Annotated in this window: 23 protein-coding genes; 15 read left to right on the top strand and 8 right to left on the bottom strand. The window is 59.1% G+C overall.

Annotation, left to right across the window (positions count from 1 at the left end):
* Nucleotides 1–131 precede the first annotated feature (131 nt).
* From pilM to G3N98_RS01105, 3 genes are read right to left on the bottom strand one after another with little or no spacing between them, the layout of a single operon-like run.
* Nucleotides 132–584, bottom strand: a complete 453-nt coding sequence (pilM, locus tag G3N98_RS01115; RefSeq protein ID WP_206146888.1) for a type IV pilus biogenesis protein PilM — start codon at nucleotides 582–584, stop codon at nucleotides 132–134.
* Between the two features lie 3 nt (nucleotides 585–587).
* On the bottom strand, nucleotides 588–1,322 hold the full coding sequence (locus G3N98_RS01110) for a lytic transglycosylase domain-containing protein (protein WP_206146887.1): 735 nt from the start codon (nucleotides 1,320–1,322) through the stop codon (nucleotides 588–590).
* A 1-nt stretch (nucleotide 1,323) separates the two neighbouring features.
* Nucleotides 1,324–1,839 (bottom strand): hypothetical protein, encoded by a 516-nt coding sequence (locus G3N98_RS01105; RefSeq protein ID WP_206146886.1) that lies wholly within the window; start codon nucleotides 1,837–1,839, stop codon nucleotides 1,324–1,326.
* A gap of 95 nt (nucleotides 1,840–1,934) precedes the next feature.
* Here G3N98_RS01105 and G3N98_RS01100 point away from each other — a divergent pair, with 95 nt between their 5' ends.
* The 8 genes from G3N98_RS01100 to G3N98_RS01065 all read left to right on the top strand — a co-directional run bounded on the left by G3N98_RS01100 (nucleotide 1,935) and on the right by G3N98_RS01065 (nucleotide 10,291).
* The gene (locus tag G3N98_RS01100; RefSeq protein ID WP_241025656.1) at nucleotides 1,935–2,930 is read left to right on the top strand and encodes a hypothetical protein; all 996 of its coding nucleotides are present in this window, start codon (nucleotides 1,935–1,937) and stop codon (nucleotides 2,928–2,930) included.
* A complete protein-coding gene (locus tag G3N98_RS01095; RefSeq protein ID WP_206146885.1) occupies nucleotides 2,927–3,280 on the top strand; it encodes a hypothetical protein in 354 nt (117 codons plus the stop codon). Before G3N98_RS01100 ends, G3N98_RS01095 begins: the two co-directional genes overlap by 4 nt.
* Nucleotides 3,281–3,307: 27 nt before the next feature.
* Nucleotides 3,308–4,828 (top strand): DUF5710 domain-containing protein, encoded by a 1,521-nt coding sequence (locus G3N98_RS01090; RefSeq protein ID WP_206146884.1) that lies wholly within the window; start codon nucleotides 3,308–3,310, stop codon nucleotides 4,826–4,828.
* A 203-nt stretch (nucleotides 4,829–5,031) separates the two neighbouring features.
* Entirely contained in the window at nucleotides 5,032–5,544 is a 513-nt protein-coding gene (locus tag G3N98_RS01085; RefSeq protein WP_206146883.1) for a helix-turn-helix transcriptional regulator, read from the top strand.
* A 160-nt stretch (nucleotides 5,545–5,704) separates the two neighbouring features.
* Nucleotides 5,705–7,633 (top strand): acyltransferase family protein, encoded by a 1,929-nt coding sequence (locus G3N98_RS01080; protein WP_206146882.1) that lies wholly within the window; start codon nucleotides 5,705–5,707, stop codon nucleotides 7,631–7,633.
* 487 nt (nucleotides 7,634–8,120) lie between these two features.
* Nucleotides 8,121–8,444, top strand: coding sequence for a helix-turn-helix domain-containing protein (locus G3N98_RS01075; RefSeq protein WP_346779050.1), 324 nt, complete (start codon nucleotides 8,121–8,123; stop codon nucleotides 8,442–8,444).
* On the top strand, nucleotides 8,437–9,774 hold the full coding sequence (locus G3N98_RS01070) for a type II toxin-antitoxin system HipA family toxin (protein WP_206146881.1): 1,338 nt from the start codon (nucleotides 8,437–8,439) through the stop codon (nucleotides 9,772–9,774). Before G3N98_RS01075 ends, G3N98_RS01070 begins: the two co-directional genes overlap by 8 nt.
* A 52-nt stretch (nucleotides 9,775–9,826) precedes the next feature.
* Nucleotides 9,827–10,291, top strand: coding sequence for a hypothetical protein (locus tag G3N98_RS01065; protein WP_206146880.1), 465 nt, complete (start codon nucleotides 9,827–9,829; stop codon nucleotides 10,289–10,291).
* A 42-nt stretch (nucleotides 10,292–10,333) separates the two neighbouring features.
* Here G3N98_RS01065 and G3N98_RS01060 read toward each other — a convergent pair whose 3' ends face one another.
* Nucleotides 10,334–10,660, bottom strand: coding sequence for an H-NS histone family protein (locus G3N98_RS01060; protein ID WP_206146879.1), 327 nt, complete (start codon nucleotides 10,658–10,660; stop codon nucleotides 10,334–10,336).
* 85 nt (nucleotides 10,661–10,745) lie between these two features.
* Complete coding sequence (locus tag G3N98_RS01055) at nucleotides 10,746–13,073, bottom strand: DotA/TraY family protein (RefSeq protein ID WP_206146878.1); 2,328 nt, start codon at nucleotides 13,071–13,073, stop codon at nucleotides 10,746–10,748.
* A gap of 132 nt (nucleotides 13,074–13,205) precedes the next feature.
* Between G3N98_RS01055 and G3N98_RS01050 the strand changes: the two genes are divergently transcribed.
* The 6 genes from G3N98_RS01050 to G3N98_RS01025 all read left to right on the top strand — a co-directional run bounded on the left by G3N98_RS01050 (nucleotide 13,206) and on the right by G3N98_RS01025 (nucleotide 17,671).
* Nucleotides 13,206–13,742, top strand: coding sequence for a hypothetical protein (locus tag G3N98_RS01050; protein ID WP_241025654.1), 537 nt, complete (start codon nucleotides 13,206–13,208; stop codon nucleotides 13,740–13,742).
* A gap of 2 nt (nucleotides 13,743–13,744) precedes the next feature.
* Nucleotides 13,745–14,641: a hypothetical protein gene (locus tag G3N98_RS01045; RefSeq protein ID WP_206146877.1), complete on the top strand. Its 897-nt coding sequence runs from the start codon at nucleotides 13,745–13,747 to the stop codon at nucleotides 14,639–14,641.
* A gap of 40 nt (nucleotides 14,642–14,681) precedes the next feature.
* Nucleotides 14,682–15,377, top strand: coding sequence for a hypothetical protein (locus G3N98_RS01040; protein ID WP_206146876.1), 696 nt, complete (start codon nucleotides 14,682–14,684; stop codon nucleotides 15,375–15,377).
* 12 nt (nucleotides 15,378–15,389) lie between these two features.
* On the top strand, nucleotides 15,390–16,295 hold the full coding sequence (locus G3N98_RS01035; RefSeq protein ID WP_206146875.1) for a hypothetical protein: 906 nt from the start codon (nucleotides 15,390–15,392) through the stop codon (nucleotides 16,293–16,295).
* A 76-nt stretch (nucleotides 16,296–16,371) separates the two neighbouring features.
* Nucleotides 16,372–16,827: a hypothetical protein gene (locus tag G3N98_RS01030; RefSeq protein WP_206146874.1), complete on the top strand. Its 456-nt coding sequence runs from the start codon at nucleotides 16,372–16,374 to the stop codon at nucleotides 16,825–16,827.
* Nucleotides 16,828–16,873: 46 nt separating this feature from the next.
* Nucleotides 16,874–17,671, top strand: a complete 798-nt coding sequence (locus G3N98_RS01025) for a hypothetical protein (RefSeq protein ID WP_206146873.1) — start codon at nucleotides 16,874–16,876, stop codon at nucleotides 17,669–17,671.
* Between the two features lie 826 nt (nucleotides 17,672–18,497).
* Here G3N98_RS01025 and G3N98_RS01020 read toward each other — a convergent pair.
* Nucleotides 18,498–18,833, bottom strand: a complete 336-nt coding sequence (locus tag G3N98_RS01020; protein ID WP_206146872.1) for an H-NS histone family protein — start codon at nucleotides 18,831–18,833, stop codon at nucleotides 18,498–18,500.
* A 380-nt stretch (nucleotides 18,834–19,213) separates the two neighbouring features.
* Here G3N98_RS01020 and G3N98_RS01015 point away from each other — a divergent pair, with 380 nt between their 5' ends.
* The gene (locus G3N98_RS01015; RefSeq protein ID WP_346779049.1) at nucleotides 19,214–20,092 is read left to right on the top strand and encodes a class I SAM-dependent methyltransferase; all 879 of its coding nucleotides are present in this window, start codon (nucleotides 19,214–19,216) and stop codon (nucleotides 20,090–20,092) included.
* 15 nt (nucleotides 20,093–20,107) lie between these two features.
* Here the strand turns inward: G3N98_RS01015 and G3N98_RS01010 are convergent, their stop codons facing one another.
* On the bottom strand, nucleotides 20,108–21,013 hold the full coding sequence (locus G3N98_RS01010) for a DNA/RNA non-specific endonuclease (protein ID WP_206146871.1): 906 nt from the start codon (nucleotides 21,011–21,013) through the stop codon (nucleotides 20,108–20,110).
* Entirely contained in the window at nucleotides 21,010–22,485 is a 1,476-nt protein-coding gene (locus G3N98_RS01005) for a hypothetical protein (RefSeq protein ID WP_206146870.1), read from the bottom strand. The genes G3N98_RS01010 and G3N98_RS01005 overlap by 4 nt, the downstream gene beginning before the upstream one ends.
* Between the last annotated feature and the right edge of the window lie 411 nt (nucleotides 22,486–22,896).

Here is a 22,896-nt window from a genome sequence, read left to right as displayed (position 1 = left end):
CCGTGGTTCAGGCCTTCGGCGCACGCAACCCAATAATCAAGCTTCGGGCCGCACAGTTCAGAAACCTTCATTCAGTCCTCGCATTCGGTATTGGCCCGCAGTTCGACCAGAAATAGGCCATCCGCCTACATTCATGGCATTACCACGACGCTGCCGTTTGGCACTTGAGAGGGAATCGTCAAGGATGCGGTCGCAGCCGGCGTTGCCGATGGGCTCATGAGCACGCCGTTTTGGTTCGTGCCGGCGCCGTAGATGTCACCGGATGTCGTCACGAGATAGGCTGGCAGGCCCTGCACGGCCCCGGTGTAGTAGACATACGCCTTCCCGCCGGTTAGGTAGCTACCGACGTATGACGGACGGTTGTACCAGCTCGGCGAGCCCAGCGTCGCGTCGTTCGCATAACCCGTGTAGCCCGGATTCTTGCTCGCGTACAGTGCGGCAAAACCGTGGAGCACAAGCATGCTTTGACCGATCGTAGTCGTGTCGGTCTGGGCGACAGCGATCTTTCCGTCGTCGACCGACGTCAGGCTCACGATCAGCTGAAAGAACACGAAAATTGCGGCGAGCGGGATGAATCCGATCATGGTTCAAGGTTCCTCATCCGTGACGTGAAGCACGGCGAGCTTCTGGCTGAGCAGCTGAGGCCGAGGGCGGGGCGCATATGCGGGCGCAGCTGCGTTGCCGTCTGCGTATGCATTGCCCGGGAGTTCCGCGTCGTACATCGCGGGCACGGTCGGTTCATTCACACCCTTGGCGTCCACCACGCTTTTGACGTAGCCGTTCGAGAAACCCGACGTGAAGTTCCCGGTGTTGTACGCCGAGATTGCGGCGAGGATCGCGCGATTGGGATCGGCAATAGTCTTGCGCGCTCTCAAATAGAACTCGGTGAGGATCGTCGAGCCGGTTCGCAGATTGGTGCAAGGGTCGAGCACCTGTCGGACGGTCAGCCCAAATCGCTTCAGGTTCTCGCTGCTTACTTGCGACAGCCCGATTGCGACGATGTGATTCGAGGCAATCAGGCGAGTCGCGATCTGTTCGGCATCATCGGCCGTCGTGGGGAAGTACGACCGCACCATCTTTTCGCGCACGCCCTTCCACGGCAGGCCTTTCGGCCCTGCGTCAGCAAGAGCGAACTGGCGCCACTTCGATTCCACCTTGACGATCTTGCTCATCGTGAGTGGATGGACGAGAGGGGCGCAAACCGGCAGCAGGGATTCGATAGATTGCGCGGATGCAGGCAGCGATGCGCAGATCGAAACTGTCGCGATCACGGTGCCGGCAACCCAGCGTTGTAGCGTGCCTCTGACTTCACGCGACTGCACGCTAAATCCCCGAAAACAGGCTTGTTTCCTCCGCGTCGCGCGAGAGCGAGCGGCGCTCGAGCTCGTACCGCTCTCGTGTGTAGACAGGAAACGCCTTGTTGATTGGAGATAGGCCGGTGTCACTTGCGTGACATAGACCCATCATGCGAGCCGTCATGAACTCGTTCCGGTACTCATGTGGCACGAAGATATCGATGCCGATCGACGGGAAGGATTGATCGAAGACGGTGTGCGCCTCCGTTATGAGGATCACCCCATCGCCGTAGCCTGCAAGTGCCATCTGAATGGGCAGGTGAGCGAGCCATGGTGCCTCGACCTGATGCATCGCCAGCATCGGATAGTGCTCGCCGCGCACCATGCCGAAGAGATGGACGAGCGCGGCCGTCAACCGCACTCCGGTCAGGGGCGTCTCCATCTGCTTGATCGCGTCTTCACCGAACGTGCTTGTCCACTTGATGAAGTCGACCGTCGCAATGATGCGATCAGATACAAAAACAGATTTCTTTTTCGCTTCCATAGTGGCACAGATGCGCGATAACGATATGGATTCTACATTATTTGCTAAAATGACACCGATCAATTTGGATCGTAAGCATGAGATCGGGAGTGCAAATGCCGGCCGAGGAATCGGGCAATGTTGAAGCCGCGTCGTCGCTAGATAGCGGAAAAGAGTCTTTCTCGTCGGTTGCGTCGGAGCGAATGATTCCGCCTAACGCTGCGACGTCGACGGCCGACATCGGCTGGAGGGGGCGAAAGGTGTGTTCGGTGATGAAGGTTGTATCGGCGCTGATGAGCGCGGTTGCAACGGCGCCGGGTGGGAACGCCAGCGAGGAGGAAATCGCAGGTGCCGCGTCGACGCTCCTCGCGAGGGCGACCCGGCTGGCCGACGCGGCGACGCCGTTGCTCGGCGTCGACGAAGCATCCCCCCAGTTTCCGGCGCTGAGAAATGCGTTGCGGGAGGGCGCGGCCGACACGATCTCGATGCAATGGCGTCTTGCGCATGCAACGGGTATGCGCGAGCTGTCTGTCGAGCAGATCGCAGAGATTTACAGGACCGTCAAAGAGGCCGATTTCTTCTCGGGTATCGACGGCGAGTCGTCCAGTGTCCACGTAGCCGATCCGGTGACTGGGCGACGTCTCGCCCTCTTCGGTGCCACGACCGAAATTCACAACGCAGTTTCGGCCTTCAGTTACTTCCATCCGCAGCCGGATGAGCTCGTCGCTGCTGGACTCGCCGCAGTGGTGATCAACAGCGATCGCGCAATCGAACGAATCCTGTCATCCGGTGATGTGGCAGTCGCTACACGTGCTGCGGTCGAGCAGACACTGATTGAGCGTGCTGGATTGCTCTACGCGCAGAACTATCGTGCGGTCGCGAACCGCGATATCAAAGCGCTCGCGATGCTCGATCCGGAGGCGCGTATGTGCCGAGTTCGCGAGCATCGTGCGACGGGCATGCCGACATCACATATCGATGAGGCGTTCGCGCGGCTGATGGATCGGATGGTCGACATGATCATCGAGTCTGCTCCTGAACTGTCGAGTCTCGAGATCCGTCCGTCGAAAGCGGACGGTGCAGCGCTGTATGAAATCGGAGCGAAAGCATGAATCTGACAGTGATTCCGTTTGGCCCGGAGCTCGTCGCGCGCTCGCGGCAAGAGAAGATTGATCAGGAAGTCTATCAAACCATTCCGGCGCTCAACAGCCTCGCCAATGCGTCGTTGGCATTGTCGACCAAGTTGACGCTGGATGCGCGGAACGCGCTGTTCTACTCGAACAGATCGCTCGATCCGAGCTTGCGTCGCGTGGCTGTGGAGCTCGGTGTCGAGCGACGCTTGTCGATGGAGGGTGCGATGCCGGACCTCGACTATCTCGCAGGTCAGGCAAAAGCGACCCGACATCAGTACGAATCAGCTGACAACGACATCTGGCTGGCGCCGGATGAGCCGAACGCCTGAAGGCGAATGCATACGAGGGACTGTTAAATGAAAGCGATGTTTGGGTACGAAGCCGGTGAGCTGAGTCGCGGCAAGAAAGTTCCGGTTGTGTGGGATACCACACAAGTCGTGAACCCTCACATGATCGTCGCCGGCATTTCCGGGATGGGCAAGACGTACACCCTGAAGAAGATCATTTCGAACGTTGCATCTACGCTGGCTCCGGGGCAGAAGCTGCGAGTACATGTGATCGATGTCCACGGCGACATCGATATCCCGGGTGCTAGCACCGTCGTCTTTTCCGAACAAAGCCCCTACGGGCTCGTGAATCCGCTACGGGTCAATCCGGATCCGCATTTCGGAGGCCTCAGAAAACAAATCCAAGGCTTCATCACAACGATGAATCGAGTGATGCGTCGGCTTGGAAACAAGCAGGAGGCTTGCCTTCGGAACTTGCTTGCTGATCTCTACGCCAGTCATGGTTTCAATCAAGATGATCCCTCCACGTGGATGATCGATCCGGACAGCGCGAGATTTCTATCCGATGGCAGTAACCGTCTGTACATCGACGTTCCTCGCGCGGAGAAAGATCAGGCGAAGGCGCTCGGTGCACGGTGGGAACCGGGGCTCATGTGCTGGTGGATACAACCGGACAAATACCACGGCGGCATCACGCGCTGGCAGCCGAAGACGCTCGGCCGCACTCAGCCGTCGATCCGCGATGCGCTTGTATATGCTCGGAGAATCCTCGCTCAATCATTTCTCGGGGCCGATGAAGAGGCCATCACGAACCTCGAAATTTTTCAGCGCGCGTCGGGGCAGTACCAGAGCTCGGTGCTCGAAGCCATGCGGCGAGGCGAAAAGCTCGTCGAGGATGAGGCGCTGATTGCGACAATCGAAAAAAAGAAGCAGTCCGCAATTGATACGTTTACGCAGTACGTTGAGTCGATCAAGACCGGGAGAGAGATCGATACGCTGATGAAGTACAGCAGTACTGACGTGTTGTCCTCGGTCGTGGATCGACTTGAAAACCTCGACGCGATGGGGATGTTCAAGACCGAGCCGGCTCCTCACGATGAGAATGTGATGGTGTGGCGCTATGTCACCAACGCACTGTTGCTCGACGAGCGGCGCCTTGCCGGCCTTTTCAAGATGGAAGAGATCTTCTTGAATGCCATCCAGCGGGGTGAGCAGGACGACGTGGTCGAAATCATCATCGCGGACGAAGGGCACATTTACGCCGATGATGATCCCGACAACATCATGAACAAGATCGGTCTCGAGGCTCGAAAATTCGGCCTCTCGCTGATCGTTGCGACGCAGAGTCCTAAGCATGTCCCGGACGGATTCATGATGTCCTGTGGGACAAAGGTGATTCTCGGCCTCGACGAAAGCGAGTGGCGTGCGTCTGCAACCAAGTTCCGGGTATCGGAGCAGGCTCTTGCGTGGACGAAGGCGCGTGAGAAGATGCTCGTCCAGACGAAGCAGAAAGGGCAGTCCAAGAACGACTGGAAGTGGACGGCGATCGCCGATATGCCCGAGATGGAAGCCGTAGCGCTTGAAGCGTGATGGGGCTCCCCGTGCTACCGAAGAGTGCGGGGACCGCGATGTGCGAGCGGCGGAAGATGCTCGCCTCCAGCCCGAAGTCAACGAGCATATTTCCTGCGTTCGATTGATGACCCGACTGGGAGGTGAAGTCTCACACGGTCGCCTCAAGAGGTGCTATTATTTTGGCGCTTTCATTTGAATATCAATAGAATATTAGCACTATCGTGGCCAAGAAGACTGCTCCACTGCTGCCTGCAGCCAATCGATTGCTCGTCGACTTTGGAGAGAGGCTGAAGTTGGCGCGCCTGCGTCGCAAGTTGACGGCAAAGCAGGTCGCGGAACGTGCCGGAATGTCGCCTATGACGCTTCGCTCATTGGAGGCGGGCGGTTCCGGGGTGACGATGGGTGCCTATCTTTCCGTCATGCAAGTGCTGGGTCTCGAGGGCGATCTGGAGAAGCTGGCTGCATCGGATGTGTTGGGCCGCGACCTACAGGACGCGCGGCTCCTCAAGTCTCGGCCGTCGAAGCAAGTTGGGCAGCATCCATCGCCGGCAGTCTCGCACGCGTCGAGCGAGATCGCTGTGGCCTACCCATCACCCTCCCGTGATGCGTCGGGGAGCATCACGCCTCCGTCGGTCCATGCGGTGTCCGACGAATATCGAGTCACGACGTCAGCCGATCTGGTCGCACTGCTGAAGGTGCCCGATAAATCGCGCAAGGTGCCACGCAAGAACTGAAGACGCACTTCTACTACGTTGACGACAGCAACCAATTAAAATTGCGCCGCGCCCGTCGAGACCGGGGGCGCAACCATGCCGCGAACAGGGCGGCTGAAACGAGAACTTCAAATGCGGCAATTCGCGATCGTGCCAATCGCTGTTGTGCGCCAAATTCCAAATGAACACTGTAGACCAGAATAGTGTCCTCGCCGCATCGGTAATGCGCGCCTCGAGGAAGCATACCGACGTGCGACCAGCGCCCGGCTATAGACCTGATATCGATGTACTTCGCGCACTTGCAGTCGTGAGCGTCGTGGTCTTCCATGCATTTCCCGGGGTGTTCCCGGGCGGTTTTGTCGGCGTCGACATTTTCTTTGTCATCTCCGGATATCTCATCACGTCGCATATCCTGCGCGAGCTCGAGGAGGGCCGCTTCTCTCTCGGGAGCTTCTACAGTCGACGGATTCGGAGGATTTTACCGGCGCTCTTGATCGTCCTTGTCGGCGCGTATGTCATGGGCTGGTTCAACCTCCTGCCTGACGAGTTCGGGGCGCTGGGCAAGCACATCGCAGGCGGTGCGTTATCAGTCGCGAACCTCGTACTGTGGAAGGAGGCGGGCTACTTCGATGCGTCGGCGGACTTGAAGCCGCTGCTGCACCTCTGGTCGCTGGGTGTGGAAGAGCAGTTTTATCTGTTCTGGCCGCTGATTCTCTGGGCAGTGACTCGTCTGAGACGGTCGCCGATGTGGGCGATTTCAGTTCTGGGCGTTCTATCGTTCGCCTCCTGCGTGATCATTGTCAGATCCGATCCGACGACTGCTTTTTACTGGCCGATTACGCGTGCATGGGAACTGATGATCGGCAGCTTACTCGCGTATCGAGAGGCCGGCAGGGGGCAGCGGGACGTGCGTCACGCCGACGCAGGTGTCGTCGCAGGCATTGCGATGCTCATTGCGTCGATCGTGCTGATGAACTCGCACCTGACCTTTCCGGGCTGGTGGGCACTCGTGCCGACCGTCGGTGCCTACCTCGTCGTCCAAGGCGGGCAGCATTCGCCGCTGATGCGACGGATCGCCACTCGTCCGGTCCTGATGGTCGGATTGATCAGCTACCCGCTGTATTTGTTCCACTGGCCCTTGCTGTCGTTCCTGCGGATGATGTCGACGGGAGTGCCGGCGTGGTACCTGCGTGCGGCGGCGGTTGCGATCGCCTTTCCCGCTGCGTGGATCACCTATCGCTTCGTCGAGTTGCCGATTCGCCGTTCGAGGTGGTCGAGATCGGCGGCCGTGACCTTGTTGGTGCTCGTGCTGGGTGCCGGATTCGGGGGTTACAACGCCTTCGACCGCAACGGCTTGGAATTTCGCATGGCTCATCTCACCGAGAAGTTTGCGGACGGCATCCACTTCGATCTTGGTCGTGAATGGCGCCGGGGAACGTGCTATCTCGAAGGCCCGATCGAATCGTTTTCGCCAGAGTGTGTCGAGCAGGGGGCAGCACCGCTGGTGTTCCTTTGGGGAGATTCGCGAGCTGCAGCGATCTACCCGGGATTCCGCGACGAGCGGACCGGGACGAACGTCCGAGTGGCAGAATTCAGCGCTTCCGGCTGCCCGCCACTGTTAGGTGGCACTGATCGCTGCGGCCGGATCAACGCGGCTGCGTTGGATGCGCTGAAGGCAGCGAAGCCGCACACCTTGGTGCTCACCGCCAATTGGAGCGAGGATCGGTTCGCGGGTCTCGCTAGAACCGTCGCAGAGGCCCGCGAAGCGGGTGTGAAGAGGATTGTCTTACTGGGGCAGGTTGCGACGTGGGAGAGCCCGCTGCCAACGCTGTACTGGGTCTACTGGCGCCAGCACCATCAGGAGCTTCCGGCTCGCTCGAGTTATGGTGTCGACCCAAGGTCCAGTCAGCTCGATCGCGAGGGCGAGGAAGTTGCGAAGAAACTCGGCATCGAGTATGTGTCGGCCTATCGCGCGATGTGTGACGGGAACGAATGCCTGACGCGCACTGGAGCGGGGCGAGGCATGATCGTCTCATTCGATGGTTCGCATCTGACCCCGTCAGGCGCTCAGGCAGTCATGCGTGCTATTGCGCCGCTCCTGCTGCACTGAGCGCCATTCGTCGCCTCAGGAGGATTATGCGCACGCGGAGCTCCCCGCCTCCGTGATGCGCAATCGTTCGGCACCAAGCGCTGTACTTCTATGAGCAATTGGCGCGTCATCTACCCGACGCAATTGCCGGAAGTAGCGGCGCCTCCCTACGAGACGTCCACGTGATGTGGAGCCGTTTTCCGGACTGCCACAAATTCCGCAAATTCATCGTTTAGCTCGTGCGCGGTCGCCGCCAGATCGACCACGCCGACAGCATTCGCAAGAGCGTCGTCCCGCTTGGCCCCGAGGCACGAGCGGCCGCCGACCGGCTGCGCTCTATCAACTGACGCTCCCGCTGCACAGTAGATTGGCGCGAGCGAAAATTTATGTAGGGCCAGTTCAAAAATAGCCTCCAAAAAGCAACACAATTTGGGAAGCTCGAAAGAGCCTTGAAATTGGCGCAATTTTGGTTAAACTCAAAACTACGCGACATTTCTTTGAGTTTATTGTGAAAAAGTCCTTACGTTCGGAACTGCTGCCCTTCGAGGCCGAGGAGGTCGTCACCTCGCTCGGGGAGACGGTGGCCCTCGCGCGGCGCGCGCGCGGGTGGACGCAAGCCGATTTGGCCGAAAAAATGGGGTCAAGCGTCAACACCGTGGTCAACATAGAGAAGGGTAGACCTTCCGTATCGTTTGGGCAGATTCTCAACGCCCTTTGGGTGATGGATCTCCTCGACGGAATTCGCGATGCTGTCCGGCCCGAGCAGTCTGCTGAGATCCAGAGAGCCGCGATGAGCAGTCTAAAACGCCGTCAGCGAGGTGCGCATGGCTGAGCGCGAACGTCCTGTCTGGGTCTGGCTTCCGGGTTCGGTTATGCCAGTACAGTGTGGCACCTTCAGTTGGGAGCCGGGGTTGGGGCGATTTCTTTACTCTGACGAGTATCGGAACAGAGCCGATGCGATCGCCATCGACCCGATGAATCTGCCGTTTTCGCGCTCGACAAGACCGGCGACTACGATCCAGATGAACGGTGTATTTGGCGTATTGCGCGACGCGGCGCCAGAGGGTTTTGGTCTAGACCTCTTGAACGCCAAGCACGGGAATCAAACGCTCGACGAGATCGAGCGGATGGACTTTGCTGCGGGAGATGGTGTCGGGGCGATCGAAGTCTGCGGGGCCGACGAGATCGAGCGGAAAATATCTTTCGTGCCGCCGTGTGAGCAAGAATTTCGAGTTCGACTCGCAAACACGGATGTCGGTGAATCGATCACCGGATTGGTACGGCAACTGACCGGTGATGAAGACGGAACCAGCCTCGGTGGCGAGAAGCCGAAGCTGACAATTTCACGTGAGGTAGATGGAAAGAGAGAGTGGTGGATCGCGAAACTGCAGCCCCGAAATGGCGCGCGGTTGCTGCCTGCGCGTGAATACGTCGCGATGAAGCTCGCGAGGCAGTGCAACATCGACGTGGCAGAAGTGCAATTCGAACGTATCGGCGTGCACGAAGTCGTGCTGGTGAAGCGATTCGATCGCAATGTGGTCGACGATGGCGTCGAGCGATCGCTCTTTGCGAGCGCTGCGACGGTACTTCGCTTGAGCAGCGACGTCACACGAGAAGATCCGGATCGCTCGTATCCGAAGCTTGCTCACGAGCTGAGGCGGTGGTGCGGCGACCGTCACCAAGGGGCGGAAGATCAACAGCGAGAATTGTGGCGCCGGATGGCGTACAACGCCTTGGTCGGCAACTATGACGACCACCCCCGAAACCACGGACTTATTTTTCGGGATACTTCATGGGCATTGTCGCCGGCATACGACATAGTCGCGATTCCACAAACGCAACTTGTCCAAGCGATGGCCGTGAACAGGCGTACGCGCGTAGCGTTGCCGGAAAATCTGGTTGCGGATGCGCCAGTCTTTGCCTACGAGCATGTCGAGGCTTGGGAGACGCTCCAAGAGATGGCGGCCATCGTCAGCGCGTCTTGGCGCGGAATGTACGTCGATGAGTGCGGTGTTAGCGAGGCGGATCTTGAGCTCCTGCGACCAGCATTCAAGCTCGCAGAGGGCATCGTGTCGGGGCAAATGACGTTGGATCCCGCGATCTTCACGCAGCGACGGCGGCGCACTGCTGCACGGCCCGCAGGACCTGCTCTCGAGCCGTAACAGCGTGATAGCATGAGATATCGATGGGACGGTAGTCCCACTGGAGAAGAACATGATTGGAATGAACGCGAAAGATGCACAAGGCGCACTCGAGGATCTCTCGATGATCAAAGCTGCAGCTGGTGAAGCGTCTACCGGCGCCGCAGCGGACATGTATCGCGCGGGCGCTGCATTGAAGAATGCTCAGCGGGCGATCGCGGTGCGCTCGGACAAGCTTCGTGACGTTGGCTCGCAGTTGAAAGCTCTGACGGGCGAGTACAACGATTTGCGGGCGGTCTCGAATGCATCGCGCAAGGTGATCGATGCGCTGGCAAAGGATCTCGCTAGTGCGTTGGGGCTCGACGTCGATGAAGTGCGCACGCGGGCTTATACCGCCATGACCAAGGCATATGATGCGGAGGTCGGGGAGATGTTGTCGACGGGATATCTCGACGAGGATCCGCGCAAAAATCCGCAAGTTGCGGCACGGAAGAGCCGTGACTGGTACATCCCGACTGACGATGCGCCGGGTCTGTAAACCCGAGTGACGGTCTGCCAGCGGCGCAAGGTCGCTGGCAGCTTAGGAATTTTCCCCGGGCCACCACTTTTTCGGCGCGCGGTCGACCAGATAGTTATCGGGGTTCTTGTCCTGAAGCCACTTTGGTGTGGGGCCACGCCCGGACCATGTTTTACCAGAGGACGGGTCGTAGTATTTTGCCGGGGCGCGAGTCGGCTTTGCCTTCGTAAAGCCCAGCGCCAGCAGCAGTTCCTCTTGCGATATTCCGTACAAATCCACCAGTACTTTGAATGCTTCCAGCGCGGCGCGCTTTTCCTCGCGCTTCGCGTCAGCGATGCGCACATTGAGCTCCTTGAGCTCGGCGCTTAGGTCTTTCAGTAAGAGGGTCACGGTCGGAAAACGTAGGTGTACGAGACCGAAATGTTACAGGACTCGCGACCTACGTTCTTGAATCGCTCAGGGCCCGTGACGGGAATTACTCGATGCGCAACGGGCCGGGACCCGTCTCCGTAGCCGGAGTGTCGAGGGCGCTTTGTTTCACGGACTCGTCAGCGGCCGCAAAGGCACGACGAGCGTCGTCGTCACGCTGTTTCTGCCGCGCTTGGGACAGATGCGACTGCTTCGTTGCAGCCGTGATCATCGCGGTACGTGCTTGCGAACTCGCACTTCCTTCGATCTTGCCCATCGAGTTCTGTTCACCCAGATCACCGACGCCTGCTCCGATCCAACGGAGGATCCGATCGGGAAGCGTCTGCGGGAGACTGAAGACGAGCATGAATACGGCGAAGATGATCACGCAGTAGACCAGCATGAACGCTGCAATCGATAGCGGCCCTGTCACGGTGTCTTGCTGGATCGCTTGCACGCGCGTGATGAAAGACGCGTTGATGTATGCGATCGAGGGGTAGAGGACCGCATTGCTTGCGACGAGGCCGACTACCATCAGCGCTGGTCGGAAGAAGCCAGACATCACGAGCATATAGCCCTGCATCTGACTGCCGATGAAGCTGTTGTCGCGTGCGGGCGTCGTGTGTGCGGCGGCCCACAACACACCAGCGGCCATCATTTCAATCACGAAGACCAGCCATCCGACAACGCCGATTGCAAACACGTAGAACGGAACCATCGGAATCCAGATTCCGAGGAAGTAGCCCGCGTACATCAACATGAAGAGCGACGGCGATACGAGTGCGAACATGTCGGTGAAGAACACCGCTGCTGCCTTCGCAAAACCTGCCGCAATAGAGGTGCCGGGCAGCATAGAACTGGCTGCGGTCGCGCCGAGCCCTTCGAGCGTTGCGTGCACCGTTGTCTTGAGCAAAAAGACACCTTCGGCGAACGAAGAGATCCAGTCGCCGAGACTCTTAACCTGCATCACGGGATCCTCATTCGGATCGCCGAGGAAGTTAACCATGCCCGCGATCAGCGAGGTCCCGAGGTGCCGGAACCACTTGCCAAACATTGTCTTGGTAGCGCTATCGCCGTCCGTGAAGTCGTTGAGCGTGAATGTGGTCTGGAGCGACGGGATGGCCGGAGTCGACGTGCTGGCATTGCTTGACGCCGTGCTGAGCGCCTTATTCGTGAGCAGCGTCGCCAGATTCGAAACGCTCGCCATGGTTGCGTTAGCCGCGATCAGCACGACCCCGGGCGGCAACAGGTTTTCGAGCGTGTTGCTTCCGGCCGTGAAGTTGACCTTCGACGTCGTTGCTGTACGCACGGCGTCTTTGATTCGTCCCAGATCTGTCCAGTACGACGCTGCGAAGATCCAGCCTTGACTCGTCATCGTGCTGACGAAGCTACTGTTCTGCCCTGAAATCGTCTGCAGCACGGCTTGCTGCACATCACCGGCCAGTAGCTGCTTTTCAGCAGCGATGGCGTTTGAAAGTGCGGTAGCACTCAACTGGATATCCGCAGTGCTGACCGCCGCGTTCGCGATCTGCGACACGGCATTCGGCACGAACTGCTGGAATACGCTGGTGAAGAAGTTGTTGCGAGCATCCGCGATGTTACGACGCAGCATGTCGGCTGTCTGGGTGTTCGACGAGGTGTTCCCGCTGGAAGGATTGCCGCTGAAGATCGAATTTACGGCGTTGCTTACGATCGGATAGCTGTCGGTCAGCGTCATCGTGCCGCAAATGGCCGCACTCCCGGCCCAGTTCGGATCGGCGTAAGTGTAGGTTGTGACGTAGGTTGTCTCGCCGAAATGCTGGTCCTTGGACTGGGCGGTCTGCAACTGCAGGTTGATCCTCGAGTCGGGCATGAGCGTCGCCATTGCATTGTTTACGCCGCGCGCACACGCTCCCATACGAATCGCGGAAGCGATGTTCGACTCGAAATTCGGATCCGATGTGATGCTGCTCGTTGCCGCGCTGGTGATGCTTTGAGAGATGCTGTACGTTGCAACCGCCGTCCAGATATTCGACGCGAACCCGATCGACCAAGTGACAACAAGCAACAAGATGATTTGGATACCTGCGAACCCGCTGGACGTTGGCATCAACACTGCTGCAGCTGAGACTGTCCGAATCGGGGTATAGAAGGTTGACCACTGCTTGCCAAGAACCTCGCCATCGTTCGCAGAGTTTGCGATCCCGAAAATGGTGACCCACGTCAGGATGAACGACCCGAATACGAGTACGCCGCCATTGAAGTAGCGGAAGGCCACACCCAACATCGTTGCAGCAGCATTGCTCGCGGCGCCGGGAGTCATTCCGGACACGAGATGCGTGATCACATCCCCGAAAATCATCTGCAGCACTTTGACGGCTGCGTCGGTCGGGCTCGGGGTAAACGGGTTCGCCATCGCTGGGCTCCAACGATATAAAAAAATATATTAAAATCGATCCTAATTGACTGACATTTTACAAGAAAACCATAAAACGCGTTATTTTTTTGCCGTTTTAAGGCCCCTCGGTATAATCGGTGTCAATGCGCCATGGCGCGCAAGTTCAATCGAGACTTGGGGAAATCAATGCAGCCGTCCGAACGCCACTCCATCGCAGCACGCCTCGTCGCTTCGCTCGCCGAGGCGGCGCCGGAATATGGCCCCAATGTGTTGGGTCCCGTGATCGCATCGCGAATCGCAATGCTGATCGAGGCGGCAGATGCGCTCGTACTGTCGACATCGCATCCGATTCTCCTCGCGGAAATTCTCCCGGGCGTCGACGTCATTGGTGTCCGCGACTACACCAAAGAGGCGCGTACGGACGTCGAGAGCGTGAGCCTCGAGTCGATCTGGGAACAAGGCGACGCGGGTGTCGAGTGGTTGGCCGAGCTCGGAGGTGTCGCAGAGCGCTACCTCTCGGCGCAGGCATCGGGGGCGACCGGTCCCGGCGCCATCAGTCACTCCAGTGCTGACGGCATTTACTATTTCGCGTTCAAGGCGGACTACCGATCGATTGCCCTGCACCAGATCGGTCTCACGGAAAAAGACGTGCAGCTCGTGGACAGCGGTGTCAGCGTAGGAGCCTGATCATGAATCCGTCCCTTTCTGTATCGGAATTCGCCCCGACGCCGACCCCGGCGTACCTTTCGTTCGCGGACATGGGTGCCCTCGTGCGCCGGCAGCGACTTCATGCCGATAAGGCGCTTCAGATCGACGGCCGCCGCTTCGGCGCGGCGACCGTCGGCGTGATGCGCATGGCGCAAGCTGAGGAGGCGATCAATCGTCTGGTGAAGGCCGCGCGTAGCCGCGAAGAGCCGAAGGCTCGTCCGCAGGCGATCAGAGAGGCGCTGCGAGTCGCGAAGGAGTCGGACGATCCCCACGAGCTTCACTACCTGACCAGCATGTTCATCAACGAACCGACGGTCATCAAGGAGCTCGCAAAGAATCCGCATCTGCCCGAAAAATCGCAACGGGTGATCGCACATGACGACACCCTCGCGGCGGATGTCCACGTGATGCGCTCGTTGGCGTCGAATCCTTCGCTCGAGCCGGGCCTCATGCGCGAGCTGCTGAATTCGTCGGACGATTCCATTGTGCGGCACGAAGTGGCGCGCAATGCCGCGCTGAAGTCCCGATTCGCGCCGGACCCCCAGAGCCCCTACGTTAAACTGTGTGACGAGCTCGTCGACACCACGTACGACAACGCCCTGCGCCTCACGGCCCTGCCGGGTGTGCGGAGCGCAGATGTGCTGCGCAAGATCGCGCGCACTCGCGACGTCGTTTTCGGTGCGAGAGAGCTCGAGGCGGTGGCCGACAACAGCCACACCCCGGTCGACGTTCTGGCCGAGATGGCGAACGTGCCGAAGTCGCGCAAGATGCTGCATGCCGCGTTCGGGGTGACCGTTGCGCAGAAGGCTGCCCGAACGCTCGCCGAGTTGCGCCATCCGGAAGGTCCGGATGCCGGGATGGAGGCGGCGCTCACGTAACGAATATGGGCCGGTGGCCCGAATACTTCTGAGATATCAAATGTACTTTTCGACCTCGCAAACCGGCAACGAAAGCGTAGCGCCGCTCGTGAACCTGTCGCCGCGTGAGTTTGGCGCACACCTGATCGACGCAGCCTACGCGCATGTGCCATTCGAATCCGTGGTCGCGGCGATCGCCAAGGCGAAGCCGATTGCTCCCGAGCTCGCAGCGCGGGAGCTGGTAGGCCATGCGCCGGAATATCGAGCGAAGGCGTTCCGGGTTGGGGTCGAGGAGATTGTGCGCGCATTCGGCAACGACGAGCGTGCGATGCAGTTCTATCGAAGTGTCGCGTCCGAGCGCGGCCAGCTCCGCTTCGAAAGCATCGGTGGAGTCTCGGACGATCTCGCTACGGTCAAGAATCGCCTCGCGGCGCACGCGGCGAACGCCTACTGGGCTCGCCAGAACGATAGCAGCGTCGGGTTGATCCGTGCGGAGCGCGAGTACGTCGACCTGATGAAGTCGGTTCGCCAATCGCTCGAAGCGAGCCTGTCAAAAGGAAAGGTGTCGGCAGACTTGGCAGAAACGGCCGTCTCCGAAGTTGAGGCGGCGTCGGTTGCGGTTGGGTTCTTTGGGATGGATGAAGTGATCCGGCCGCTGCAGGAAGTTGCGCGCGAGGAAATCTATCAGGAGCATGCAGAACGCGTGCTCCAACGTTACACCAATACCCCGGGCGCCGACGGCCCGGCTTTGGAATGATAGGGAGTTGAGATGATTGGTCCGGTGGGTGCCATCCCGCTCGAGGTGAACTCCGAGGTCGTCGATATCGGAGCAGCGCTTGAACGAGGTTTGGTCGTCAGGCTTGTGGTACCACCGGACCGCGACCACGTTTTTGGCGTGCTCGAGCCTGCCGTTGCAACGCAATCGGCGAGTGGCGCGCGGACCGCGTGGTTCGTAAATGAGCACGGGCGAAAGCACGAATACACGTTACCGCTTCCGCTGTCGTTGATGCGCTCTGAGTACGAGCCGCTCAGCTCCTACCCGGACGATGCGCTTCTTCTGAGGGTGCTTCACTCGCCCGATACCTTTCGGAGCTCGCCGGACGTGTTCGCGTGTGCTGAGCGACGTGTGATTCACTCCTTCGCCGCTGCCGGAGGCAGTGAGTCGATCTACCGGAAGACTGTCGAGCTCGTCTGGGGTGCTCGTGGATTGAGCTACCCCGGGGCGAAGAAGTTGGGAATTGCGGACTCGGCTAGCAGCCTCGCCGCTACCGGCGTCATTGCCGAACGCCGTGTGTCCATCAAGGATCCGCGCGGCATTGTTCGGGGAGCAAAGATTCTTTTCGAGAAACCTCAGTTGGCTTCATTGCACGACGACTACGTTGCGCTCAAAGAGGCTGCACTGGGAAGCGGCACCTCGTTGACGCGTCTGCTCACTGCGCGGGGCCTTGACGAGTCCATGAGGGTTGCGATTCGCGCGCTCGCGGATGATGAGCTGAGCAAGCTGAACGCGCAAATTGCTGAACGATGCCGCGACGGCAGGACCACCAGCGAACAACATCTACCGGGTATGCCTCATCTCTACTCGACTGAGATTGAAGGCTTGATCGCGGATAGTGCACTTCAAGCATCGTTCGCTTCGCATGACCGCGATGAGGTTGGCGTAGCGCTGGGTTGAGGGAAGAGCGGGGAAGACGACGGTAGCAGACAGATTAATTAAGGATGCCTATTCATATACTGAAGTGAAGCGAAAAATGAAGCTCCTACACTATGGCCGTGCCTCTCTGCATCCGGTCTTTCTCGATGAAATCCGCGCATGTGGCGTCGAAATTGCTGAATCTGCTGCTCAGATCGATCGGTTGAGGCAGGAGTCGAGTGAACGGATCGAAATCCACGTCAGGTTCGCTCAATCAGCACAGTCCACTGTCGCGCAACTGATGAGTCACAGTGGTGGGGCGATCGAGGTTGTGGCATGCCCGGTCGATCTTGGGTTTCCGTCGCTGATGGATGTGACGAGTAGCAGTCCGCACAACATCGCGGCCCAAAGGCACTTCCACGAATTCTGCTTGATCGCTGCAAATTCTGATGCGCAGCGGGAAACGCACGCGCACGCATTGGAGCGCCTATCCGGAAGCTGGGTGAGATCGATTCGCCAAACCACTACGGTTGGGGGTGCCGATCCGGAAGAGGGTCCTACGGGCTCGATTTGAAGGCAATACAGGATATCCGAAGCAGCCAACATATACCGAGGCGAGAATGAAAAAGGACATGAACCGTACGTGTGTATCCCGAGAGGAAATTTTGATCGCATTGGGCGAGTTGAACGAAGATCCGACCGCAAGTCGGGCCGACGTGCTGCTGAAAGAGCTGGAGGGTGTCAAATTCGAGGACCATGGGCGAGCCGACACCATCAGGCACGCGGTTGCGGCCGCTCGTGAGCGACTTGACGCACCCGTCGACTCGATCGTTGACCCCCATGCACTGCCGTTTATGACGGTCGTCGGGACTCATGTACTGATCCACGATGCGCACTCCGGCGATCCCCTGAATTCGGGGTGGATCGGAATCTGCGTGGACTCTCGAGACGTAAAGAGCTTCTGGTATATCGGACACGATATGGGTGAGCGCTCATACACTAAGCTGGTCCAAACCACCTACGAGGACGCCTTTGCGGAGGTCGCCGAGTTGGGTGTCTTGGCGGCCAGCTCGGTACGCTATTGCAAGCCGATCGGCTACCAGCTCGGCGGGTTTGTTGTCGGTCATCGCGCGAGAATGAGTGGAGGGTCTGGCGACGCGACGATCGTCGATCTCAGGGCTGATCATGGCGGTCCGCTTGTGACCCTCGAGTTCGAAGAGCCGCAAGTGGTCGACTGGCCGGTGGGAGCGCTGGCGCAACGTATGGAAATCGGGTTCGAAAAGGTCGCGAGCACGTGGACGCCGAACGACGGATCAATGCGGCGCGCGGAGAAAGTCGCGGGATTCCACTCCGAAGACATTCCCGGCAACCGGATCGCGTTGGCGGTATCGAGTGGCTCGGGAGATATCGAGCCGTAGAGCTGGTCCCGGAGAAGTGCTACTCGATTCAACGCAACTAACGGTCCGGCTAGGTCTCGTCTGTATCTAAAGGTGCTGCTAACCAGTGCGACGAGCGACTTCGGTCGGGAAGGGGAGAAAGTAAGAATGCGAGCTGTTCTATGCGGGTTGGTCTTCGCGATGGCGCAGGCGACTGCGCACGCCGGTCAGGTCGGAAGCGGCCCTCTGATCAATTGGCAGGCGAAGCAACCCACTCGGTTCATGGTCTCCGGCATTCTCCGGAAAGAAGGGTCGGCTGACGCGATACGTCCGGTGCATGGACTATTCGATGCGCAGACCGACAGGGAGGCGGCACGTCTGTTTCAGGATGAAATCGGGCAGCGCTTTAAGGGGTACGTACTCGTCGCGGTGCTGGTCGATCCGGTGCCACCGGATGGGCGGTGTGAGAATCGGTAGTGCTAAGCGATAGCGGGTCTAAGCTGGTTCGTTCGCAAACCAAGCGGTCGCTTCGACGCCGAGCAGGGGTGTGATATCGCTGAACCCCAAGACTCTTTGTCTGTTTTTTCTTCGTTTGAAGGGTGGCTGCGCAACCCAAAGCGACGATGCCGTGACTTGCGAATTAGCGAGATCGGGGAACCCGGGAATGAGGCCTAGAAGCCCGTCTTTAAAAAAACGAGAAAAACAGGAAAGAGCCTTTCGGGGTGAGCGGCCCCTAAGCAGCCCAGAGCTCGAAGAATAGCGTTGTACGCCTGCAATCAAACCGACCAGAGGATGGTCGATAGCGCTGCTGCATCAGTAGTCGCGCCCGCATGTATCGAATGCACGACTACTGATGCCAACAATCGCATTATTCCGGCTGCTCGATGAGGAAGCGATTGCGGTTCTTCGCATCCTTGATCCACGTCGGCGCGCGTCCGAGTCCCGACCACGTCTCGCCCGTCTTGGGGTTGTGATACTTCGGCGGACGCGGGGCCTTCTCGGCAGCCGAGGCGGCTTTGCCACGGCTCTTACGCGCAGCCTTCTCCACGGCCGTGAAGCCAAGATCGGCGACGGTCAGGTTGTACGTGGCCATCAGTTCGCGGATCTGCGCGATAACAGCCGGCACCTCGGCCTCGCGCGCCGCTGCGGCTTGGTTTGCGAGTTCCTGCATTTGCTGGCTCAGTTTGAGATAGTTCGAGGTCATATTCCCTTATCCGTTGAATGGGTCGAATTGCGTCCTGCGCGACTCGCTAACGAGCCGTGTTTTGGATGTTGCCACGCATGGGAAGAAAAAGATATATGCCAACGAGTCAAAATGGTACATTTACGATCACTGGGCGTCTATTTTGTCGATTGGATGCGCTCCAATTGCTAAACGGGGGGTATGTTGTCACTGCGTGAAATGGCCTTCATCATCATCGGAGCGGCAATTGCTTGCTTTGTGACTGGGCGCATGATTCAACACGCGCTCGACTGGTTCGGCATGCGAGTCGTGTGGTCAAGTTGGGCGTCGATAGCGATCGGGGCATTTTTGATCGCGGTTGTGTCGATGATTTGTCATAGTGGAATTTGGGCGAGATCGCAGTGGCTAAAGCGATGCGAGCGCGCAAATTGAACGCACGCCACCCTGTGCAGGACATGGATGCTCGAGATAAGGTGCGCGAGCTCGGCCAGTATCCGACACGAGTCTGGGTGGCAGAGGCGATTGTCGATCGCTTTTTCCCAGATCTGGACAGCCACGATTGCATTATCGAGCCCGCTTGCGGGCCGGGGGCGTTCCTCGGGGCAATCCCTTCGCACGTTCCTGCGGTGGGTGTCGAGCTGGATCCCGCAATTGCAGATGTCGCGCGACGAGAAACTGGGCGAACGGTCGTCGTCGGCGATTTTCGAACCGAGCCACTGAACTGTCGCCCGACACTTATCCTCGGCAATCCGCCTTTCAAGCTCAGTGTGATCGATGGATTCCTCGACCGGGCTCACCAGATGCTGCCGGAGGGCGGCCGCGTTGGATTCATTCTTCCTGCCTATGCTTTCCAAACGGCCGCGCGTGTCGCCGCGTATGCGGATCGGTGGTCGCTCGAGCAGCAGTTTCTGCCGCGCAATATCTACGACGGCCTGCGTCTGCCGCTTGTCTTTGCGCAATTTTCGAAGGATCGCAGACGCACGCTGATAGGCTTTGCGCTGTATGGTGAGGTCGCGGACGTCCAGAGGCTCCGTGCACCGTATCGAGAGGCACTGTCGGCCGGGAATGGGCCTGTATGGGCGCGTGTGGTCGAGCGCGCTCTCGCGCAGCTGGGAGGCGAGGCGGATCTAGCGCAGATCTACGCCGAGATCGAAGGTAAGCGCCCGACTAAGACGCAGTACTGGCGCGAGCAAGTCCGGAAGGTAGTGCGTACGCACCGTTGGTTCTCGTGCGTAAGTACCGGGCGGTATGCCTTGAATCCGGCGACGGCAGCGGCCTGAAAAAACCGCGCCGGGCTACCGCCAGAATCGCGAAATCGTTCGCGTCACGGAACGGAGGCTCGAGTACTGTCGTCCGCCGTTGTGTTTCGGGGATGTTTCGGCGGCGGTGGCGTCCGCCGCCGCGAGATCGGTCAGTGCGACGGGAATGATGTCGACGCGATCGTGCCGTGGATGCAATAGCGACCCGACCACGTGCTTTGTCGATGCCGGAATTGCGGGGAACGGGTCGATGCCGGCGAAGTTGATGAATTCGTCGACCGATAGCATCGAGTAGCCGTTTCCCGGAGCATTCAGCGTCACGTACACGGCCGCCCCACGAGCTGGGCTGAAGACGGCCTTCCACATGTGCGTTGGAACGTAGACGCCCGCGCCGATACGCTTCAACGTGGGCCCGATGAAGGCGGGCCCGGTGACCACGTACACGTCGCCATCACGTTGTGTGAGGATGCGCGTCGCGTGCTCGATCCATTCCCACAAGTTCCCGTTGTTCTCGTGTGACTGCGGCACCATGTTCGAGAGCAGGAACGTCTCATCCTTTGCCTGCGCTGTCGCGGCGTCCCCGGCCGGGGTGAGGTGCCCTCGATCGTAGCCCCGGCCCGAGTAGTCGCTGAGCTCGGCGCGATCGCCGTCCGGAATGCTCGAGTCAGCCCGAAAATCGTCAAAGCGCGGCACATTGCGCGCCGCGTATACAGCGTTCCGCGTTAGGTGCTCGGCGGACCAGATTCCGGTCTTCGTCAGTCCGGATGCTTGCGAAGCATAGGCTTCGTGACAGGTGTTGTGTGCACGTGTCTGGAGCGCGGGAACATAGACGTCAGGCGCGCTACCTCCAACGAAGTGCTGGGCGCACGTCGTCGGCGCCGCGCTAGCCGCAGTTGATGCGGCAAGCAGAACCGCGACAGGCCCCAAACGGCTAACCTTCATTCGCCGGGCCTCGGCTCACTGTTGTCCTTCGCATTGCCGGCGAACGCCTGATCAATAGCCTGTTTGCGCTTGAGCTCGTCAAGCGCAGCTTGCACCGCTGCGCGCTCTGCTGATGCCTCCGGAGTCGTCGCGCCGATCGCGGCAGTCCAGTCGTGCCAGCGCAGCTCTGCATCGAGCTCGGGCACGGTCATCTCGTCGATCGGCTTAAAGGCCCGCAGCTTTAAATCCGCCTCGAAATCGTGATGCAGCTCCGCCAGTCGCGTCAAAGCCGCGTGCGTCGCTGCGGCCATGAAGGCACCACGGGCGTGATCGAACGGGGCAAGTCGAAGACCGAGGGATTCCAGCAGCAGCTTCTCGCTCTCCGGCGCTCGCACGAAACCGTAGTAGCGTCCAGCGAACTCGGTGTTCATTTTCTCTTCTGACGGCAGCTTCATCTTGCTGCCATCCGGCATGACGACCTGATGGAACGTCAGCGGGAACCGCAGAAATACCTTGTCATGGACGCTGCGTGACCACACGACGGAATTCTGAACGTCGAAGCACGATCCGTCTTCGAATGCCAGACGTAAACTGCCTCGCAGGGACGTCAGCTGGATTTCGTAGCCAAGCACGTCGACCGAGGCGAGGTTGTCTTTCGCGTCGACGATCGACGCGAGTTTAGAGAGATTTTTGTACACGAACTTGTCGCGAATGTCCGTCGCCTCGCGCTCGGCGATATCGTGAAGGATCGCTTCATGATTGGGCAGCAATCGCGGCTGTCCGCTCTTTGAGCCATATGGCATCGCTTCAAGGCACTTGGAGGCGATATGAAACGCCTCTGAATTGGGCTCTTTCCTCCGGACAAAGAAATCGTACGGACGGGTGGGTGAGTCGCTGGCACCTTCAGACGCCATGTACTGATCGACGTACGCTTTGTATCGGCTAAAGAAGCCCTCGCGCAGCTTGTCGTACGAATTCTTGGTAATCGCTTCGAGTGCTTCGCGCACTTTGACGATTGCACCCGTGGACGCTCGGGGAGGTGTGTAACGCGGCTTCTGCTCTTCCGCCGGTTTTGGTGCGCGCTTGACCACCGCCGACTTGAGTTGCTCGGCGGCGTCGCCCAGCGGCTTCACCTCCTGCAGGAACTGGCGGATGCAGGTGGCCAGCGGGTGGTCGAACTTGAATTTCGCCATCCGCTTCGTCCAACTGCCGATCGTGTGGAGCTGGGGCGCGGTGGCCCAATAGAGATCCTGCACGGGCTCCGGAAGATCTTCAATGGACTTGATCTGTCCGAACACCGTCGACCGGACGTGCTCGGAAAACGCATCACCGAGGATGCCGTTGATGTTCTGCTTGGCTTCGGTCCAGTGTGTATTGGGGATCTGGCCGACTTCAAGGCCAACGGAGAGATGTCGCAGGCTCTCCTCCAGACGGGCGATCGCACGCGGCGTCTTCAAGGTTGAAAGCAGGGTAGGGAAATCTTGCGGCTTCATGTCTTGCCTCGGTATGTTGCGCTCGCTTCGTCCAACGATCGCACTGAAGTCGACGGATATTGCATGAATCAAGCGTCGGAGTCACGGCTTGCACTCGGTGTGGGATCTGCGGAACCTATTCAACTGACGACGACAAGTCCCGCAGCCACGCACATTTAGAAACAAAATAAAATATAGAAACATGCTGTTTAAAATAGACTTCGCTTAAACAACAATAAATTTGTCGAAATTTTAGCAGTAATTTACCATCTTCGGTGGGTCGGGCGCTATCAAGGCATGCTCTCTCGACGGGAGGTCCCGCCGATTCTCCCGACGGTGAGCACGAAGTACGCGGCCGGGATGCCTGCGCGGCGGTATGGATTGCAACCCAGCGACCCGCGTGACCAACGCTAACGAAAATGTCGCTCGCGC

It is taken from the genome of Burkholderia sp. Tr-20390, assembly GCF_017104595.1.
GTDB lineage: Bacteria > Pseudomonadota > Gammaproteobacteria > Burkholderiales > Burkholderiaceae > Burkholderia.
The sequence above is the reverse complement of the archived record's forward strand: the minus strand, read 5'-3'. Positions and strand labels throughout refer to the sequence as shown.

Coding starts and splice junctions, on each gene's coding strand:
- pilM (WP_206146888.1), bottom strand. CDS start 584: ATGATCGGATTCATCCCGCTCGCCGCAATTTTCGTGTTCTTTCAGCTG.
- G3N98_RS01105 (WP_206146886.1), bottom strand. CDS start 1,839: ATGGAAGCGAAAAAGAAATCTGTTTTTGTATCTGATCGCATCATTGCG.
- G3N98_RS01100 (WP_241025656.1), top strand. CDS start 1,935: ATGCCGGCCGAGGAATCGGGCAATGTTGAAGCCGCGTCGTCGCTAGAT.
- G3N98_RS01095 (WP_206146885.1), top strand. CDS start 2,927: ATGAATCTGACAGTGATTCCGTTTGGCCCGGAGCTCGTCGCGCGCTCG.
- G3N98_RS01090 (WP_206146884.1), top strand. CDS start 3,308: ATGAAAGCGATGTTTGGGTACGAAGCCGGTGAGCTGAGTCGCGGCAAG.
- G3N98_RS01080 (WP_206146882.1), top strand. CDS start 5,705: ATGAACACTGTAGACCAGAATAGTGTCCTCGCCGCATCGGTAATGCGC.
- G3N98_RS01070 (WP_206146881.1), top strand. CDS start 8,437: ATGGCTGAGCGCGAACGTCCTGTCTGGGTCTGGCTTCCGGGTTCGGTT.
- G3N98_RS01065 (WP_206146880.1), top strand. CDS start 9,827: ATGATTGGAATGAACGCGAAAGATGCACAAGGCGCACTCGAGGATCTC.
- G3N98_RS01055 (WP_206146878.1), bottom strand. CDS start 13,073: ATGGCGAACCCGTTTACCCCGAGCCCGACCGACGCAGCCGTCAAAGTG.
- G3N98_RS01050 (WP_241025654.1), top strand. CDS start 13,206: ATGGCGCGCAAGTTCAATCGAGACTTGGGGAAATCAATGCAGCCGTCC.
- G3N98_RS01045 (WP_206146877.1), top strand. CDS start 13,745: ATGAATCCGTCCCTTTCTGTATCGGAATTCGCCCCGACGCCGACCCCG.
- G3N98_RS01040 (WP_206146876.1), top strand. CDS start 14,682: ATGTACTTTTCGACCTCGCAAACCGGCAACGAAAGCGTAGCGCCGCTC.
- G3N98_RS01035 (WP_206146875.1), top strand. CDS start 15,390: ATGATTGGTCCGGTGGGTGCCATCCCGCTCGAGGTGAACTCCGAGGTC.
- G3N98_RS01030 (WP_206146874.1), top strand. CDS start 16,372: ATGAAGCTCCTACACTATGGCCGTGCCTCTCTGCATCCGGTCTTTCTC.
- G3N98_RS01025 (WP_206146873.1), top strand. CDS start 16,874: ATGAAAAAGGACATGAACCGTACGTGTGTATCCCGAGAGGAAATTTTG.
- G3N98_RS01020 (WP_206146872.1), bottom strand. CDS start 18,833: ATGACCTCGAACTATCTCAAACTGAGCCAGCAAATGCAGGAACTCGCA.
- G3N98_RS01010 (WP_206146871.1), bottom strand. CDS start 21,013: ATGAAGGTTAGCCGTTTGGGGCCTGTCGCGGTTCTGCTTGCCGCATCA.
- G3N98_RS01005 (WP_206146870.1), bottom strand. CDS start 22,485: ATGAAGCCGCAAGATTTCCCTACCCTGCTTTCAACCTTGAAGACGCCG.